Annotated in this window: 12 protein-coding genes; 7 read left to right on the top strand and 5 right to left on the bottom strand. The window is 59.5% G+C overall.

All coding sequences use genetic code 11. The features are described from left to right. Nucleotides 1-84 precede the first annotated feature (84 nt). Nucleotides 85-984 carry a cation diffusion facilitator family transporter gene (locus BMZ63_RS11070; protein ID WP_091705514.1) on the top strand — a complete coding sequence of 300 codons (900 nt, stop codon included), beginning with the start codon at nt 85-87 and terminating at the stop codon, nt 982-984. Here the strand turns inward: BMZ63_RS11070 and BMZ63_RS11075 are convergent. From BMZ63_RS11075 to acuR, 3 genes are all read right to left on the bottom strand, one after another. Then, complete coding sequence (locus tag BMZ63_RS11075; RefSeq protein ID WP_091705516.1) at nt 975-2,198, bottom strand: MFS transporter; 1,224 nt, start codon at nt 2,196-2,198, stop codon at nt 975-977. The genes BMZ63_RS11070 and BMZ63_RS11075 overlap by 10 nt on opposite strands. Nucleotides 2,199-2,208: 10 nt before the next feature. Next, nucleotides 2,209-3,192, bottom strand: coding sequence for an acrylyl-CoA reductase (NADPH) (gene acuI / locus BMZ63_RS11080; protein ID WP_091705517.1), 984 nt, complete (start codon nt 3,190-3,192; stop codon nt 2,209-2,211). Between the two features lie 92 nt (nt 3,193-3,284). After that, a complete protein-coding gene (gene acuR, locus BMZ63_RS11085; protein ID WP_091705519.1) occupies nt 3,285-3,932 on the bottom strand; it encodes an acrylate utilization transcriptional regulator AcuR in 648 nt (215 codons plus the stop codon). Nucleotides 3,933-4,062: 130 nt separating this feature from the next. Here acuR and BMZ63_RS11090 point away from each other — a divergent pair, with 130 nt between their 5' ends. The 6 genes from BMZ63_RS11090 (at nt 4,063) to BMZ63_RS11115 (ending at nt 10,198) form a co-directional block, all read left to right on the top strand. Next, nucleotides 4,063-5,118, top strand: coding sequence for an NAD(P)-dependent alcohol dehydrogenase (locus tag BMZ63_RS11090; RefSeq protein ID WP_091705520.1), 1,056 nt, complete (start codon nt 4,063-4,065; stop codon nt 5,116-5,118). Nucleotides 5,119-5,245: 127 nt separating this feature from the next. Beyond that, nucleotides 5,246-6,217 carry a beta-ketoacyl-ACP synthase III gene (locus BMZ63_RS11095; RefSeq protein WP_091705522.1) on the top strand — a complete coding sequence of 324 codons (972 nt, stop codon included), beginning with the start codon at nt 5,246-5,248 and terminating at the stop codon, nt 6,215-6,217. A gap of 112 nt (nt 6,218-6,329) precedes the next feature. After that, nucleotides 6,330-7,334 (top strand): thiosulfate ABC transporter substrate-binding protein CysP, encoded by a 1,005-nt coding sequence (gene cysP / locus BMZ63_RS11100; RefSeq protein WP_091705524.1) that lies wholly within the window; start codon nt 6,330-6,332, stop codon nt 7,332-7,334. Nucleotides 7,335-7,343: 9 nt separating this feature from the next. Then, the gene (cysT, locus tag BMZ63_RS11105; protein WP_091705525.1) at nt 7,344-8,219 is read left to right on the top strand and encodes a sulfate/thiosulfate ABC transporter permease CysT; all 876 of its coding nucleotides are present in this window, start codon (nt 7,344-7,346) and stop codon (nt 8,217-8,219) included. Further along, nucleotides 8,220-9,077, top strand: coding sequence for a sulfate ABC transporter permease subunit CysW (gene cysW, locus BMZ63_RS11110; protein WP_091705527.1), 858 nt, complete (start codon nt 8,220-8,222; stop codon nt 9,075-9,077). A gap of 2 nt (nt 9,078-9,079) precedes the next feature. Continuing rightward, on the top strand, nt 9,080-10,198 hold the full coding sequence (locus tag BMZ63_RS11115) for a sulfate/molybdate ABC transporter ATP-binding protein (protein ID WP_091705528.1): 1,119 nt from the start codon (nt 9,080-9,082) through the stop codon (nt 10,196-10,198). Here BMZ63_RS11115 and BMZ63_RS11120 read toward each other — a convergent pair. Both BMZ63_RS11120 and BMZ63_RS11125 read right to left on the bottom strand, forming a co-directional pair. After that, nucleotides 10,173-12,599, bottom strand: a complete 2,427-nt coding sequence (locus tag BMZ63_RS11120) for a YbcC family protein (RefSeq protein ID WP_091705530.1) — start codon at nt 12,597-12,599, stop codon at nt 10,173-10,175. The two genes, BMZ63_RS11115 and BMZ63_RS11120, sit on opposite strands and share 26 nt — an antisense overlap. After that, nucleotides 12,596-14,197 (bottom strand): NADH-quinone oxidoreductase subunit L, encoded by a 1,602-nt coding sequence (locus tag BMZ63_RS11125; protein WP_091705532.1) that lies wholly within the window; start codon nt 14,195-14,197, stop codon nt 12,596-12,598. Before BMZ63_RS11125 ends, BMZ63_RS11120 begins: the two co-directional genes overlap by 4 nt. Nucleotides 14,198-14,279: the final 82 nt, after the last annotated feature.

The raw sequence follows: 14,279 nt of genomic DNA on the forward strand, positions 1-14,279 counted from the left end.
GTGGCTTGACCCTGGAGCTACTATTAGGTTTAAAAATACCGATTAACGTCAGGATCTCACGACCAACCGCTGCGGAGTTGTTGCATGCACGACCATGGCCACGATCACAGCCACCATTTCGACACTCATAACCGTTCATTTGTCATTGCCATTGCTCTGAACGTGGTGTTTGTGGTGATCGAAGTGGTGTACGGCCTGCTGTCGGGCTCGCTGGCGCTTCTGGCCGATGCCGGCCACAACCTGAGCGATGTCATGGGGCTGGTGCTGGCCTGGGTGGCTATCTGGCTGGCCAGTCGCGCGGCAACCCGGAGCAAAACCTACGGTCTGAAGAAAACCACCATCCTGGCCGCTTTGTTCAATGCGCTGATTCTGATTGCCGCAGTGGGCGGTATTGCCTGGGAGGCCATTCAGCGCCTTTCCAGCCCCGGCCCGGTGGCCGGTTTAACGGTAATTGTCGTGGCCGGCATCGGGGTGTTGATCAATGGCCTGACCATGCTGCTGTTTCTCAATGGCCAGAAAGGCGACATCAACATCCGGGGCGCCTTCTTACACATGGCCGCCGACACGGCGGTTTCCGTCGGCGTGGTGATCTCCGGCACGGTTATGCTGTTGACCGATTTCACCTGGATTGACCCTGTGGTCAGTCTGATCATCGCGGCGGTTATCTTTTTCGGTACCTGGCAACTGCTCAAAGAGTCGGTCAACCTTGCGGTGGATGCCGTGCCCAAGGGCATTGATCCCTCGGCGGTCCAGTCATCGCTGGAGTCCCTGCCAGGCATCGTGTCGGTCCATCACCTGCATATCTGGGGGCTGAGCACCACGGAAAATGCACTGACGGTGCACCTGGTCAAACCGGACCCGGAGCGTGATCACGAGTTGCTTGATCACGCCACCAGCATGCTGGACAGGGAATTCGGTATTCAACACGCGACTATTCAACTGGAACGGGTGTCACAGGGCTGCCCGAATCCCACTCATTGCTGATCAACCGCCATGGCTCCCGCCCTTTCCTCGCTGATCGGCCAATGTAGCACCATCGCCAGCAGGCTCAGGACCACGGCAATCCACCATACGCTGTTGTAGTTGCCGGCCAGTTCGTACAAAGAACCGCCCAGCCAGACCCCGGAAAAACTGCCCACCTGGTGCCCCAGGTAAACAACCCCGTAGAACGTGGCCATGTAGCGGGTGCCAAACATGGAAGAGACCAGCCCGCTGGTTGGTGGCACCGTGGCCAGCCATAACAGCCCCATCACGCAACTGAACAGGATAACGGACAACTGGGTCAGCGGCAGAACCAGGAACAGCGTGATCAGCACCGCACGTGCGCCATAGATGGCGATCAAGACATTGCGAAGCCCGAAATACCCGGACAACACGCCGGACAGGAGGGAGCCCGCGATGTTGAACAGGCCAATCAGACTGATGGACCAGGCCGCAACGCTTGTGCTGAAGCCGGCTTCGGTCAGAAACGGCGGCAGGTGCACGGTGATAAACGCCACGTGAAAACCACAGACAAAAAAACCCAGGATCAGCAGCCAGTACGGCCGGTGTCCACGGGCGATGCCCACGATTTCAGAGAAAGACGGTTCGTTCTGATCCTGTTGGCTGGAAGCGTCGTTGCCCTGCCCCCGACGCCGGGCCAGAGGCATCGCCAGGACGGCCATTGCAATCGCCATTACGGACATGGCTTGCAGAGCGGCGTTCCAACCCAGCGATTCCACCAGATGGCCGATCACCGGTACCAAAAGGAACTGGCCGGCGGACGCCGCGGCCGTGCCAATGCCCAACACCAGTTGACGCTGTTCCGGCGCCACTGCGCGCGCCATGGCAGGCAGCACGATGCCGAACGAGGTACCGGCAACGCCGGCACCAATCAACACGCCCAGGCCGGCGTTAAGGCTCCAGACATCGGCAACGTTCACCGTCATCAGGATGCCGCCGGCATACAGCGCCGCCCCGGCTACCAGTACCTTGGTGGTGCCAAAGCGATCGGCCAGCCCACCGGCGACCACGGCAACCACGCCCCAGGCCAGGTTCTGGATAGCCAGCGCCAGGCCAAGAATGTCGCGACCCCAGTCATTGAACTCACCGATTGGCTCGACGAATAGCCCGAAACTGGAACGAAGGCCGAACGACATCATCAGCAGCAAGCAGCCGCTGATGATGAGAAAGATCGAGGAAAGCGGAAGCCGGTTCATCCTGTGTTTTTTACCGGTTCACATCCACAATGATGCGCCCGCGAACCTTGCCTTCCAGCAGTTCATGAGCTTTTTCAACCGCCTCGCCCAGACCAATTTCATGGCCGATTTCGCCCAGCTTGGCCACGTCCAGGTCGGTACCCAGGCGCTTCCAGGCTTCCAGGCGGTCTTCACGGGGGCACATCACGCTGTCGATGCCGGCCAGGGTCACACCACGCAGGATGAACGGCGCCACGGTGGCCGGGAAGTTCATGCCAGCGGCCAGGCCACAGGCAGTGACCACGCCCCGGTACTTCATGGTGGCGCAGATGTTGGCCAGCACGTTATCACCGGCGACATCCACGGCGCCGGCCCAGCGGGATTTGCCCAGCGGCTTGGCTTTTTCGGAAAATTCGGCGCGGTCAAGAATGTCCTTGGCGCCCAACTGCTTGAGATAATCGGCGTCGTCCGGGCGGCCGGTAACGGCAACCACATCGTAGCCGAGCTTGGACAGCACGGAGATGGCAACACTGCCCACGCCGCCGTTGGCACCGGTCACCACAATCTCGCCGTCTTCCGGCTTCACGCCGTGCTTTTCCAGGGCCAGGACACACAGCATGGCGGTGTAACCGGCGGTACCAATGGCCATGGCCTGTTCCGGGGAAAACTGCTCCGGCAGCGGGATCAGCCAGTCGCCCTTGACACGGGCTTTCTGGGCCAGGCCACCCCAGTGGGCTTCACCGACGCCCCAGCCATTAAGAATGACTTTGTCTCCCGCCTTGTAGTCGGCATGGGAGCTTTCCTCAACTTCACCCACGAAATCGATACCCGGCACCATCGGGAATGTTTTCACCACCGGGCCTTTACCGGTGATGGCCAGCGCATCTTTATAGTTCAGGGTTGAATGGCTGATGCGAACGGTGACGTCACCCTCCGGCAGTTGTGCCTCATCCAGCTCTTTGAGCCCGGCATGGTAACCGTTGTCGTCTTTCTCAATCAGAATGCCTTTAAACATGGGTTTACCTCTTTCATTCGTATCCGGGTCGACGTTCATCTTGATGGGTCGACAATGAATTTAGACCGGTTGTCTACTTTCAGCTAAATTTTTTACTTCGTCGGCAGGCCGGCAAAGTAATACTGCGCGAACACCGTCAATGGCGTTGTTGTCTGTTCAAGCTTGGCACGCAAGACCGCGCCTTCCCAGCCAATCCAGAAAAAACTGGCCAGCTGCGCGGTATCCGCGTCTGGCGCCAGATCCCCTTTGCGCTTGGCTTCCTCCAGACAGGCGGCAAAGCGGTCCTGCCAGTCTTCAAAGGTTGCCTGCAATCTGGCCCGAAAACTTTCGGGCAGAGCGGCCATTTCCTGGCCCAGGTTGCCAATCAGGCAACCGCGCCGGAAGTTGTACCGCAACATGCCGTCGGCGGCATCATCAATAAAGGCCCGAACCCTGTCCAGCGGGGACAGATCGGATGCTTTCAGGTGATGGTCCAGTTTGTGGGCGAAGAAACGGCCGTAGTAGTCAATCAGCGCCAGGCCGAAATCTTCCTTGTTCCTGAAGTAATGATAGAAGGAACCCTTGGGCACCCCGGCCTGACGGAGAATGCCGTCAATGCCGGCGGTCGCGAAGCCTTTCTCCGTCAATATTTCCAGGCCGGCGCGCATCAGCAGTTCACGGGTCTCGGCCGTGGACTGGCGGTTTTTCGGTGGTCTGCCGCGCCGGCGAACCGGCTTGACTGGTTGCGCTATGGTTTCCATGTGTGGAATATTAGACCGGTCGTCTCGTTAATTCAACATCAGGGGTGTTCGAGGAAAACCCACGTGATCCTGTTAGTCTGCTAAACGTAGGTAAAAAGGCAATTCATACACTTTATTGACGGAGTGAACCATGGCCAACACCAAAGCCTATGCAGCAACCAGCCCGACCTCCGGCCTGGCGCCCTACTCGTTCAACCGCCGGGAACTGCGCCCGGACGACGTCAGGATCGAGATCGATTATTGTGGCGTTTGCCATACCGATATCCATTTTGTCGAAAACGACTGGGGCATGTCCGAATACCCGGTGGTGCCGGGCCACGAGATCATTGGCCGGGTAACCGCCGTCGGCCCGGAAGTGACCAGCCACAAAGTGGGTGACCTGGTAGGGGTTGGCTGCATGGTCGACAGTTGCCGAACCTGTACTGCCTGTGAAAGCGGCCTGGAACAATACTGTGCCGAAGGTATGACTGGCACCTACAACGGTGTGGATCGTCATGACGGCTCCATTACCTTTGGCGGCTATTCCACACAGGTAGTGGTCAGCGACCGTTTCGTGGTCCGGGTTCCGGAGAAACTCGACCCTGCCGCTGCTGCCCCCATTCTGTGCGCGGGCATTACCACCTACTCGCCCCTGCGCCATTTCGGCGTTGGCAAGGGCCATAAAGTCGGTGTCATCGGCATGGGCGGCCTGGGCCACATGGGCGTGAAGTTCGCCAAGGCCCTGGGCGCGGAAGTGACCATCTTCACCCGTTCCGAAAGTAAAGTGGGCGAGGCGAAGAAACAGGGCGCCGACCACGTGGTCATATCCACCGATGATGATCAGATGGAAGCGGTTGCGGATACTTTTGATTTCATGCTGGACACCGTACCGGTGCAGCACGACATCAATCCGTACCTGAACTGCCTGAAGTTTGATGGCACTCACATTCTGGTGGGGCTGCTCGAACCCATCGAGCCGACCATTCAGGCCGCTCAACTGGTTGGTAAACGCCGGGCACTGGCCGGCTCACTGATCGGTGGCATGCCGGAAACCCAGGAGGTACTGGATTTCTGCGCCGAGCACGGCATCAGCTGTGATATCGAGGTGCTGGACATCCGGAACATTAACGAAGCCTACGAACGGATGAAAAAAGGCGATGTTAAATACCGGTTTGTGATTGATACCAAAACCCTTCGGGACAGCTGAGGCCGGTCATTGTGTCTTGGCCGGCATAGAATGTGCCGGCCAGACTATGACAAACCGCTAATTACCCTGCTGCCCGGAAAGGGTTAGTATCAAAGTTTATTGTCCTTACGAACACTGGAACGAACGCATGACTTTTGCACGCATTGCCGGTACTGGCTCCTATCTGCCAGACAACATCGTCACCAATCTCGATCTCGAAAAACGGGTAGATACGTCTGATCAATGGATTCGTGAACGAACCGGCATAGAGCAGCGCCACATTGCTGTCGAAGGCCAAAGCACGGTGGACCTGGCCGAACAGGCAGCCCTGCGTGCCATGGAGGCGGCGGGTATCAAGGCCAATGATCTCGACCTGATCGTGTTCGCCACCACCACACCGGATAAGGTCTTTCCAAGCAGCGCCTGTCTCCTGCAGGCACGACTGGGCATTGAGAACGGTTGCCCGGCCTTTGACGTTCAGGCCGTTTGTTCCGGTTTTGTCTACGCACTCACCACCGCGGAAAAATTCATCCGTACCGGCTCGAGCAAAAAAGCCCTGGTGATTGGCGCCGAGGTCTTCTCCCGGTTATTGGACTGGAACGATCGGGGCACCTGCGTGCTGTTTGGAGACGGTGCCGGTGCCGTGGTGCTGGAAGCCAGTGAGGAAACCGGCATTCTGTCCACCCACATTCACGCCGATGGCCGTTACGAAAAACTCCTGCATGTGCCCTGTGGTGTGGCCAACGAGTTTGATGCAGTGAAAGCCGGCACCGCTTTCGTGGAAATGAAAGGCAACGAAGTGTTCAAGATGGCGGTCAACACACTTGGGCGCATTGTCGATGAGACCCTGGAAGCCAACCAGATGCAGAAGTCCGATGTGGATTGGCTGGTGCCGCACCAGGCGAACCTGCGCATCATTGCCGCCACCGCCAAAAAGCTGAACATGCCGATGGACCAGGTGGTAGTGACTGTCAACAAACACGGCAATACCTCGGCCGCCTCCATCCCGCTGGCACTCGATGAGGCAGTGCGTGATGGCCGTATCCAGCGAGACCAGACGGTGTTGCTCGAGGCCTTCGGTGGTGGCTTCACCTGGGGCTCTGCCTTGTTGCGTTACTGATTACGCATATGCCAGACAGTTACCACAATATTTATTTTTAATATTTTTAGTTCTTAGCAACCTTTGATACATTGCTCCTCAGATCGCAATCGACGAATTCTGAGGAGCAATCATGAAACACCTGCTGAAATCCCTTGCGCTGGGCGCCGCCCTGCTCTCCGCTCAACCCGCATTCTCGGCAGACCGTGAGCTGCTCAACACCTCCTACGATATCGCCCGTGAACTGTTCGCCGCTTACAACGAAGAGTTCAAGAAGCACTGGCAGGAAAAGACCGGCGAAACCGTGGACATTGACCAGTCTCATGCCGGCTCATCAAAACAGGCCCAAGCGATCATCCAGGGCCTGCGCGCCGATGTCGCCACCTTTAACCAGGTTACTGACATCGACATCCTGCATACCCGTGGCCGGCTGATTCCCGAAAACTGGGCCGAACGCCTGCCCAACAACAGCTCACCCTACTACTCCACCATGGCCTTCCTGGTGCGTGACGGTAACCCGAAAAACATCCGTAACTGGGATGACCTGGTACGGGAGGACGTCGAAATCGTCATGCCCAACCCGAAAACGTCCGGCAATGGCCGCTACACCTATCTGGCGGCACTGGGTTTTGCCCAGGACAAGTTCGGCGATGACCAGGAAAAAATTGACCAGTTCATGGCGGACCTCCTGGGCCAGGTACGGGTTTTCGACTCCGGCGGCCGGGGCGCCACAACCACCTTCGTTGAACGTGGCATTGGCGATGTGCTGCTGACCTTCGAATCCGAAGTCCTCAATATTGCTGATCGTTACGAAAACGGCGAGTATCAGCCGGTGACTCCGAAGGTCAGCTTCCTGGCCGAGTTTCCGGTAACCTGGATTGACGAGTATGTTGAGAAAAACGGCACCGAAGCTCTGGCCAAAGAGTACCTGGAGTACCTGTACGCAGAAGACTCCCAGCGCCTGCTGGCCGGCTTTAACTACCGTGTGCATAACGACACCGTGGTTGAAGAAAATGCCGACCGCTTCCCCGAACTGAAGCTCAAGTCCATCGACGACATTACCGGTGGCTGGGAAAACGCCATGAGCAAGCACTTCAGCAGCGGCGGAAAGCTAGACCAACTGCAACGCCAGCGCTAAGAGCCGGTCATGTCCGCATCCACACCGACAGCCAGCGCCGCCCCCGGGCGGCGGTTTTCGGGCACCAGCAAACGGGTATTGCCAGGGTTTGGTCTGAGCCTTGGCATTTCCCTGTTTTTTGTCAGTCTTGTGCTTTTGCTGCCCTTGACCGGCCTGGTCATGGAAACCTCCCAGATGACCTGGGACCAGTTCTGGTTCACCATCACCGATCCACGCGTTGTTGCCTCCTACAAGGTGACCTTGCTGACAGCCTTGGCCGCCTCGCTGTTCAACGGACTGTTCGGCCTGCTGCTGGCCTGGGTCCTGGTGCGCTATGACTTTCCGGGAAAGCGGCTGGTGGATGCCGTGGTCGACCTGCCCTTTGCCCTGCCAACCGCCGTTGCCGGCATTACCCTGGCCACACTCTTTGCCCAGAACGGCTGGTATGGCCAGCTCCTGGCCGGGATAGGTGTGGAGGTTGCATTCACGCCCCTGGGCATTGTGGTCGCCATGGCGTTCACCAGCATTCCATTTGTGGTGCGCACCGTACAACCGGTACTTGAGGAGCTGTCGCCGGCGGACGAAGAGGCGGCTGTCAGTCTTGGCGCCTCGGATGGCCGGGTGTTTCGCAAGGTGATTTTCCCCTCACTCTGGCCGGCACTGGTGACCGGCGTGGCGTTGTCATTCACCCGCAGCCTCGGCGAGTTCGGCGCGATCATTTTCATTGCCGGCAACAGTCCGTACGTCAGCGAAGTGACCAGCCTGATGATTTTCGTCCGCCTGCAGGAATACGACTACGCAGCCGCCAGTGCCATTGCCTCGCTGGTCCTGCTGGTCTCTCTGGTACTGCTGTTTGCCATCAACCTCTGGCAGGGCCGCTACCTGCGCCGTCTGGAGGGTCGTTAAATGGCTGCAAAACATCATCGTGTCGGTGATCAGCCCTGGGTCAGGCGTCTGTTAATCGGTGTGACCCTGGCTATTACCCTGGTCATGCTGGTGATTCCGGTTATCGTTATCTTCTACCAGGCCCTGAGTGCCGGGTTGGGTGCCTTCAGCGAAAACGTGATGGATGAGTTCACCCTGCATGCGATTGGCCTGACTCTGTTCGTGGCACTGCTGACAGTCCCCCTGAACCTGGTCTTTGGTACAGCTCTGGCGTGGGCGGTCACCCGTTTCCGGTTCCCGGGGCGCAAGCTGCTCATCACCCTGATCGATATTCCCTTTGCCGTGTCACCGGTAGTGGCCGGTCTGCTTTATCTGTTGCTGTATGGCCGAAATGGCTGGGTGGGCAGTTGGCTGGGCGAGTACGACATCCAGTTGATGTTCTCCTGGCCCGGCATTGTCATGGTCACGGTATTTGTAACCTGCCCGTTTGTGGCCCGTGAACTGATTCCTCTGATGCAGCAGCAGGGCAGCGAGGAGGAAGAAGCCGGCGTGGTACTTGGTGCGTCCGGTTGGCGGATTTTTCGCAAAATCACCCTGCCCAACATCAAATGGGCCTTGATCTACGGGGTCATCCTGACCAACGCCCGCGCGGTCGGTGAATTTGGCGCGGTGTCCGTTGTGTCCGGCAATGTTCGTGGGCAAACCAACACCTTACCGCTGCATGTTGAACTGCTTTATCAGGATTATAACATTGTCGGCGCCTTTGCCAGCGCATCCCTGCTGGCGGGCATTGCCATTCTTACACTGATTGCCAAAGCCTTTGTGGAGTGGCGGCAATCACGACCGGAACATCCGGCACCGGAAAAGGGAGGTGTCTGAATATGAGCATTACCGTTGAGAACATCAGCAAAAATTTCTCCGGCTTCCAGGCGCTGGATGACGTCAACCTTTCGTTCCCGGAAGGCCAGCTCACCGCCCTGCTCGGACCTTCCGGCTCCGGGAAAACAACGCTGCTGCGCATCATTGCCGGCCTGGAATCCTCGGACGCGGGCCGAATCCTGTTCGGCGACGAAGACGTCAGCCACCAGCATGTGCGTGACCGCAACGTGGGCTTCGTCTTCCAGCATTACGCATTGTTCAAGCATATGACCGTCAAGGAGAACATTGCGTTCGGGCTGGAGTCGCTGCCGCGCCGGCAACGGCCACCGAAACAGGAAATCCGCCAGCGCGTGGAAAAGCTGCTGGAGATGATCCAGTTGCCGGATCTGGCGAACCGCTACCCGACCCAGCTTTCCGGTGGTCAAAAACAACGTGTCGCCCTGGCCCGGGCACTGGCCACCAAGCCGCGCATCCTGCTGCTGGATGAACCGTTCGGCGCCCTGGATGCCAAGGTTCGAAAAGATCTGCGCCGCTGGTTGCGTGCGCTGCACGACGAGTTCCATTTCACCAGCATTTTTGTCACCCACGACCAGGAAGAAGCGCTGGAGCTCTCTGATCAGGTGGTGGTCATGAGCCAGGGTCAGGTGGAACAGGTGAATGAACCGGCCGCGCTCTATGCCCGCCCGGAAAGCCGCTTTGTGTTTGATTTCCTTGGCCACGTGAACGTATTGGAAGGCAGCCTGAAAAATCAGAAGCTGACCCAGGGTGACGCCTGGGTGTCACTACCCAGTGTCCAGGGTGACCGGGAAGCCCAGTTGTATATGCGTCCGCACGAAGTGCAGCTGGCGCGCAGCCCGTCGGCTCACGCCCGTCTGCCGTTGCGCATCGAATCCGTGAGTCTGATTGGCTCCGAGGTACGAATTGAACTGCAACCGGAAGGCTGGCACAGCAACGAGCTGTGGGAAGTCGGCATGAGCCATAACGAGTTCGCCCGCCAGGCACCGGCCCGGGGTGACTTGTGGTACGCGGTGCCCGACATCGGCCATCTGTTCACCGATGCCGGGAGCCAGCCCCGTACCGTTGACTGGCACTACCCTACAACTGCCACTGCCCATCCCTGAAGCGCTCAACCCCGGTATCGGTGAACCGGCACAGCCAGAGCCACTGGTTTTCAACCAGGGCTCTGACGTTCGGGCTGTCTTCAATGATGCGTTGGATACGGTCAGCCGGGGCGTCGATCACAACTGTCAGGCGCATGGGCTCGTGACGGAACCGTTCGCCATCGTGCACTGACTGCCACGGCAGGCCGATGCGCAAGTCCATGGAGTTGCCCTCCACCACGCCAATGTTGCCACCCACCACCGAATGCAGCAGTTTGTTGCCGGCCCCATACACCTCCGGCTGGGTTACCGAGGCGAAATACTGCAGATTGATCCAGTTGGCCACCACCATGGGGGCATTCATCAGTGCACCGAGAATCTCGCCGGACGGGTCATCGCCGGGCCTGTAGTCGTGCAGGAAAGTGCGCCCGTTCAACGCCAGCCCACGGGTACGATGTCTGGGAGCGATGATCATCGCAGCATTGTTCGCCAGCCCCCATTCCGGGCGTACTTCCGCCCAGTTGCGGGTACGCTCTTCCAGTTTCCGGAGCAACTCCTCGTCATCGGAACCGGCAAGGCCAAGCGCTGCCGCCCGTTCACTCCGGCAGCCCTCACCAGCTTTCGCCAGTGCTGCCTTCAGACGCCGCAGAACCTGGTTCTGTTCTGGACTCACCTGGCTTTCGTCCAGTATCTGAACCCGGTCGGTGATGGTGCAGTGTTCGGCGGCCAGCACCAGCGTACTTTCCGGAATATGGATGCCGCGCCCGGCCAGGCCCTGGCGAACCCTTGGTTCGTTCAGAAGCTCGGCCGCCAGGCGGGCATTCATGCCGCCGTTCTTACCGCCGCACGCCCCGCAGGCCAGGCCGGCCTGGTTCGGGTTGTTGTCGGCATGGGCACCATGACCAACCAGCAGCAGAAGCGGGGCAAAACCTGTGGTCAGCGACATGGCGCGCAACAGGCCTTCGGCCAGATCCACCCGGTGTTCCATTGGCAACGGCTGGCCATCCAGTGTCAGCCATTGCCCTGACTCGTGTGTCTCGCGGCTGCCAGGATTGCGCTTCAGGCTGTCACGTACCAGCTTCCAGGCCCAGGCCAACCCGGTGGTTTCCACCACGGTAAAGGTCGAGAGGCTGGAGTATTTGGCGCGGCGCACCGCATCCCGCACGCGCTGCCGGTGGTACCGGGTGTCGTTCACCTGGCGATCCAGGCCATCATCGCCGGTCGATTCCTGATACCCCACCGATGGCGCGAGCAACCCCGGCAAACGGTTTTCCGACGGCTCCGGGCCTTGCCGGCCATGGCACACCGGCATGCCGAAAAAGCCCGCCACACCCAGGGTTTGCACACCGGGAGAGACCTCTTCCAGACGCCGGCGCATCACCTCGGAGCGAACGTCTATGCAGAAGGCTGCCTGCACTTCCGGCGCAGAGCCTTGACCTGGCTCGACGCCGGCCTTCCGTTCTCCAAGCAAGTGAAGAAACCTGTCCTGCCAGGCCCGCTCGTAGGCCCGGTGCCAGGTCCACAAAAGCTCGTCCCACTCCCGTACCTGCCGGGATTCACCGCTCTGTTCCGGCTGCAGCCAAAGCTGCTCGAGGGCGGTTGCGGGCAGGGTCTCCACCGCCAACCACTCGCAAACCAGCATGGATACCGCCAGTTCTGGGGCAAACGTGGTGGTCTGGCCATCCAGCTCATTGCGAAAATCCTCACCCCGACACCAGGAGGCCCAGCCCAACACCTGCAACATCAGGTGATGGCTGAGCATCGACAGTGTCGACAGCCCGGAGTGCTGCGGCGCATGCCCCACCAACTCTTCACCAATCCTGACCAGGTCCTGCTGCCAGTCGCCGCTGAGGCGGCCCAGATGGTGCCGGACCCTGTCCGCCTCCAGTGAACGACCAAGCAGCGGAGCGGCCCGTTTCAGCCAGTAACGGTAAAGGCCATCCTGTTGGTGCGAGGTTGTCCAGCGGGCCTGGCGCTGGTCAAAATACTGGCTGCACACCCGGCCGACCAGGTGACGAACCTTCTGTGCGTAGGGTGTCTCCGTCCGGGCCATCAATAAGGCAGTTGCCGAGACAAACGGCACCCGGTCAGGACCACACTGCTCAAGCTGTCTGACCAGATTGTCGGCATCCGGGCTTGCCGCTCCGCATTCGCTGGCCGCCGCCCTCAGGCTGGCGGTGGTGATCCGCCCTTCCCGCCAGGCCGTCAGGTAAAACGCCGGCGGCATCAGCATGCCCGTACCATTGAGATGCAAAAGCTCTCGGTGGGCAACGGCGGCCGGCTGATCTTTATGGCCCCACCAGGGGTTCACGGCAATCCAGCGGTCCAGAGGCCAGGTCGGGGCGATGCGATGACAGGCCTCCTGAATGGCCGTCAGGTAAAAAGTCTCATGGATCATCGCCTGATTCTCAGCCGAATTCATAGCCAGTCTCCCGAGTAGGTGCGCAGGGTTGGTGCCTGTGGTTTTGGTGCCGGAGCAGCCAGCAGTTTGCCGGCCCACCGGCGGGTCAGGTGTTCGAAGGGCCGGTCCAGCGACAGCCCCTGATTCATTTGCCAGTGCAGTTGATCAAACCAGGCGGACCGCGGCCGGAACATCATCAGCCAGGAAAGCACACCAAGGCTCACCAGCAGGAACCATCCGGTTACCTGCGCGGCCACCGGAAGGGAAAACGACGGAGATTCCGGCAGTGCGGGCGCCAGCAGGCTGTTTAGCACCGCGTACGTGGGGACCAGCGCCACCGCCAGCCCCAGTGTCCACAAACGGCTGACCAGGCGACTGCCAGTGGGGGCGCCCATGACCATGGCTCCCACCGCAAGCACCAGAACCGCAGCCAGTACGGACTTCCCCTCTACCAGTTCCGGCATGAACCACAGCAGACCGCCGGCCAGGCCCATGCCCAACAGGGACAGGCCAAACTGCAGACGGCAGGGTCCACTGTCGAACTGGATGGCACTGGCGCCAACCGTGCGCCCGGCCGCCAGGAACGAATGGGCCTTGTACAGTGAATGCGCCAGCAGGTGCAGGAAGGCCAGCGTGTAGGCGCCCAGGGCAATTTCAAACAACATGAATCCCATCTGGGCGTTGGTGGACCAGACCAGCGCGTGCTTGACCGAGCTTTGGGTCATCATGGTCAGGCTGGCAATAACCGCTGTCAGCCCGCCAAATACCAGCAGTACCCAGTGGCCGGCGGTAAAACCGTCAAACACCGGGAACAGCCGCAGCCAAAGGAACCCTCCGAGATTGATCACACCGGCATGCAACAGGGCGGACACCGGGGTGGGTGCTTCCATCACACGCAAGAGCCATCCGTGAAAAGGAATCTGGGCACACTTCAGGGCTGCGGCCAGGGCCAGCAGAACCGAGGCCACTTCCAGCGCCACACTGGAGCCGCCCTGCCCCTGCTGCAGCTCCGGGATGTGGTAACTGCCGGTTTGGTGCCAGATCAGCAGTACCGAGGCCAGTATGGCCAGATCACCCAGGCGGCTGGTAATGAATTTCTTCGCCGCCGCCAGACGTGCCTGCTCCCGGTCGGAATACAGGGTCAACAACTGGTGCAGGGAAAGGCTGACACCGACCCAGGCACCGGCGAGAACGAACAGATTGTTCGTGGTAACCAGCAACAGGACACTGACCAGAGTCGTCAGAAACCAGGGCAGGAACGGGATGCCGGCAGGGTCCGCTCTCAGGTAATCCCGGGCATAGCGCAGAATGACCCAGCCAATGAAGGCAACCATCAGCGCCATCCAGAACGACAGGCCATCGGGATAGACTCCCAGCGCATCTCCGGCGCGCGCCACACCAGGATCTCCCTGGGCCGGCAACATCAACAAACCGACGCCAATGGCAATGGTTGTGGCCATGAACGCCAACAACAGCCATTCCGCCATGGGCCAGGCGCGGGAGGTGGCGGGATTGCTGCCTCGCACGCTGGCATAACAGGCCAGCAAAAGCAGGGTGACTGGCAGAATCAGCCAGAGCGATAACAGAGAAAATGACCAGGCGGGTGACAACAGATTCATCAGCGACTCCTTTTTGATGAGCGCCACTTTGCCACTGACAGAAACATATAAAAAATGGTTTATACTGATTAAATCGTTCACT

Origin of the sequence: Marinobacter persicus, from assembly GCF_900114155.1 — a bacterium.
GTDB classification, from domain to species: domain Bacteria; phylum Pseudomonadota; class Gammaproteobacteria; order Pseudomonadales; family Oleiphilaceae; genus Marinobacter; species Marinobacter persicus.

What these genes read in the sequence shown, in the direction of transcription:
- BMZ63_RS11070 (WP_091705514.1), top strand. Translation starts at nt 85, where the DNA reads ATGCACGACCATGGCCACGATCACAGCCACCATTTCGACACTCATAAC.
- BMZ63_RS11075 (WP_091705516.1), bottom strand. Translation starts at nt 2,198, where the DNA reads ATGAACCGGCTTCCGCTTTCCTCGATCTTTCTCATCATCAGCGGCTGC.
- acuI (WP_091705517.1), bottom strand. Translation starts at nt 3,192, where the DNA reads ATGTTTAAAGGCATTCTGATTGAGAAAGACGACAACGGTTACCATGCC.
- acuR (WP_091705519.1), bottom strand. Translation starts at nt 3,932, where the DNA reads ATGGAAACCATAGCGCAACCAGTCAAGCCGGTTCGCCGGCGCGGCAGA.
- BMZ63_RS11090 (WP_091705520.1), top strand. Translation starts at nt 4,063, where the DNA reads ATGGCCAACACCAAAGCCTATGCAGCAACCAGCCCGACCTCCGGCCTG.
- BMZ63_RS11095 (WP_091705522.1), top strand. Translation starts at nt 5,246, where the DNA reads ATGACTTTTGCACGCATTGCCGGTACTGGCTCCTATCTGCCAGACAAC.
- cysP (WP_091705524.1), top strand. Translation starts at nt 6,330, where the DNA reads ATGAAACACCTGCTGAAATCCCTTGCGCTGGGCGCCGCCCTGCTCTCC.
- cysT (WP_091705525.1), top strand. Translation starts at nt 7,344, where the DNA reads ATGTCCGCATCCACACCGACAGCCAGCGCCGCCCCCGGGCGGCGGTTT.
- cysW (WP_091705527.1), top strand. Translation starts at nt 8,220, where the DNA reads ATGGCTGCAAAACATCATCGTGTCGGTGATCAGCCCTGGGTCAGGCGT.
- BMZ63_RS11115 (WP_091705528.1), top strand. Translation starts at nt 9,080, where the DNA reads ATGAGCATTACCGTTGAGAACATCAGCAAAAATTTCTCCGGCTTCCAG.
- BMZ63_RS11120 (WP_091705530.1), bottom strand. Translation starts at nt 12,599, where the DNA reads ATGAATTCGGCTGAGAATCAGGCGATGATCCATGAGACTTTTTACCTG.
- BMZ63_RS11125 (WP_091705532.1), bottom strand. Translation starts at nt 14,197, where the DNA reads ATGAATCTGTTGTCACCCGCCTGGTCATTTTCTCTGTTATCGCTCTGG.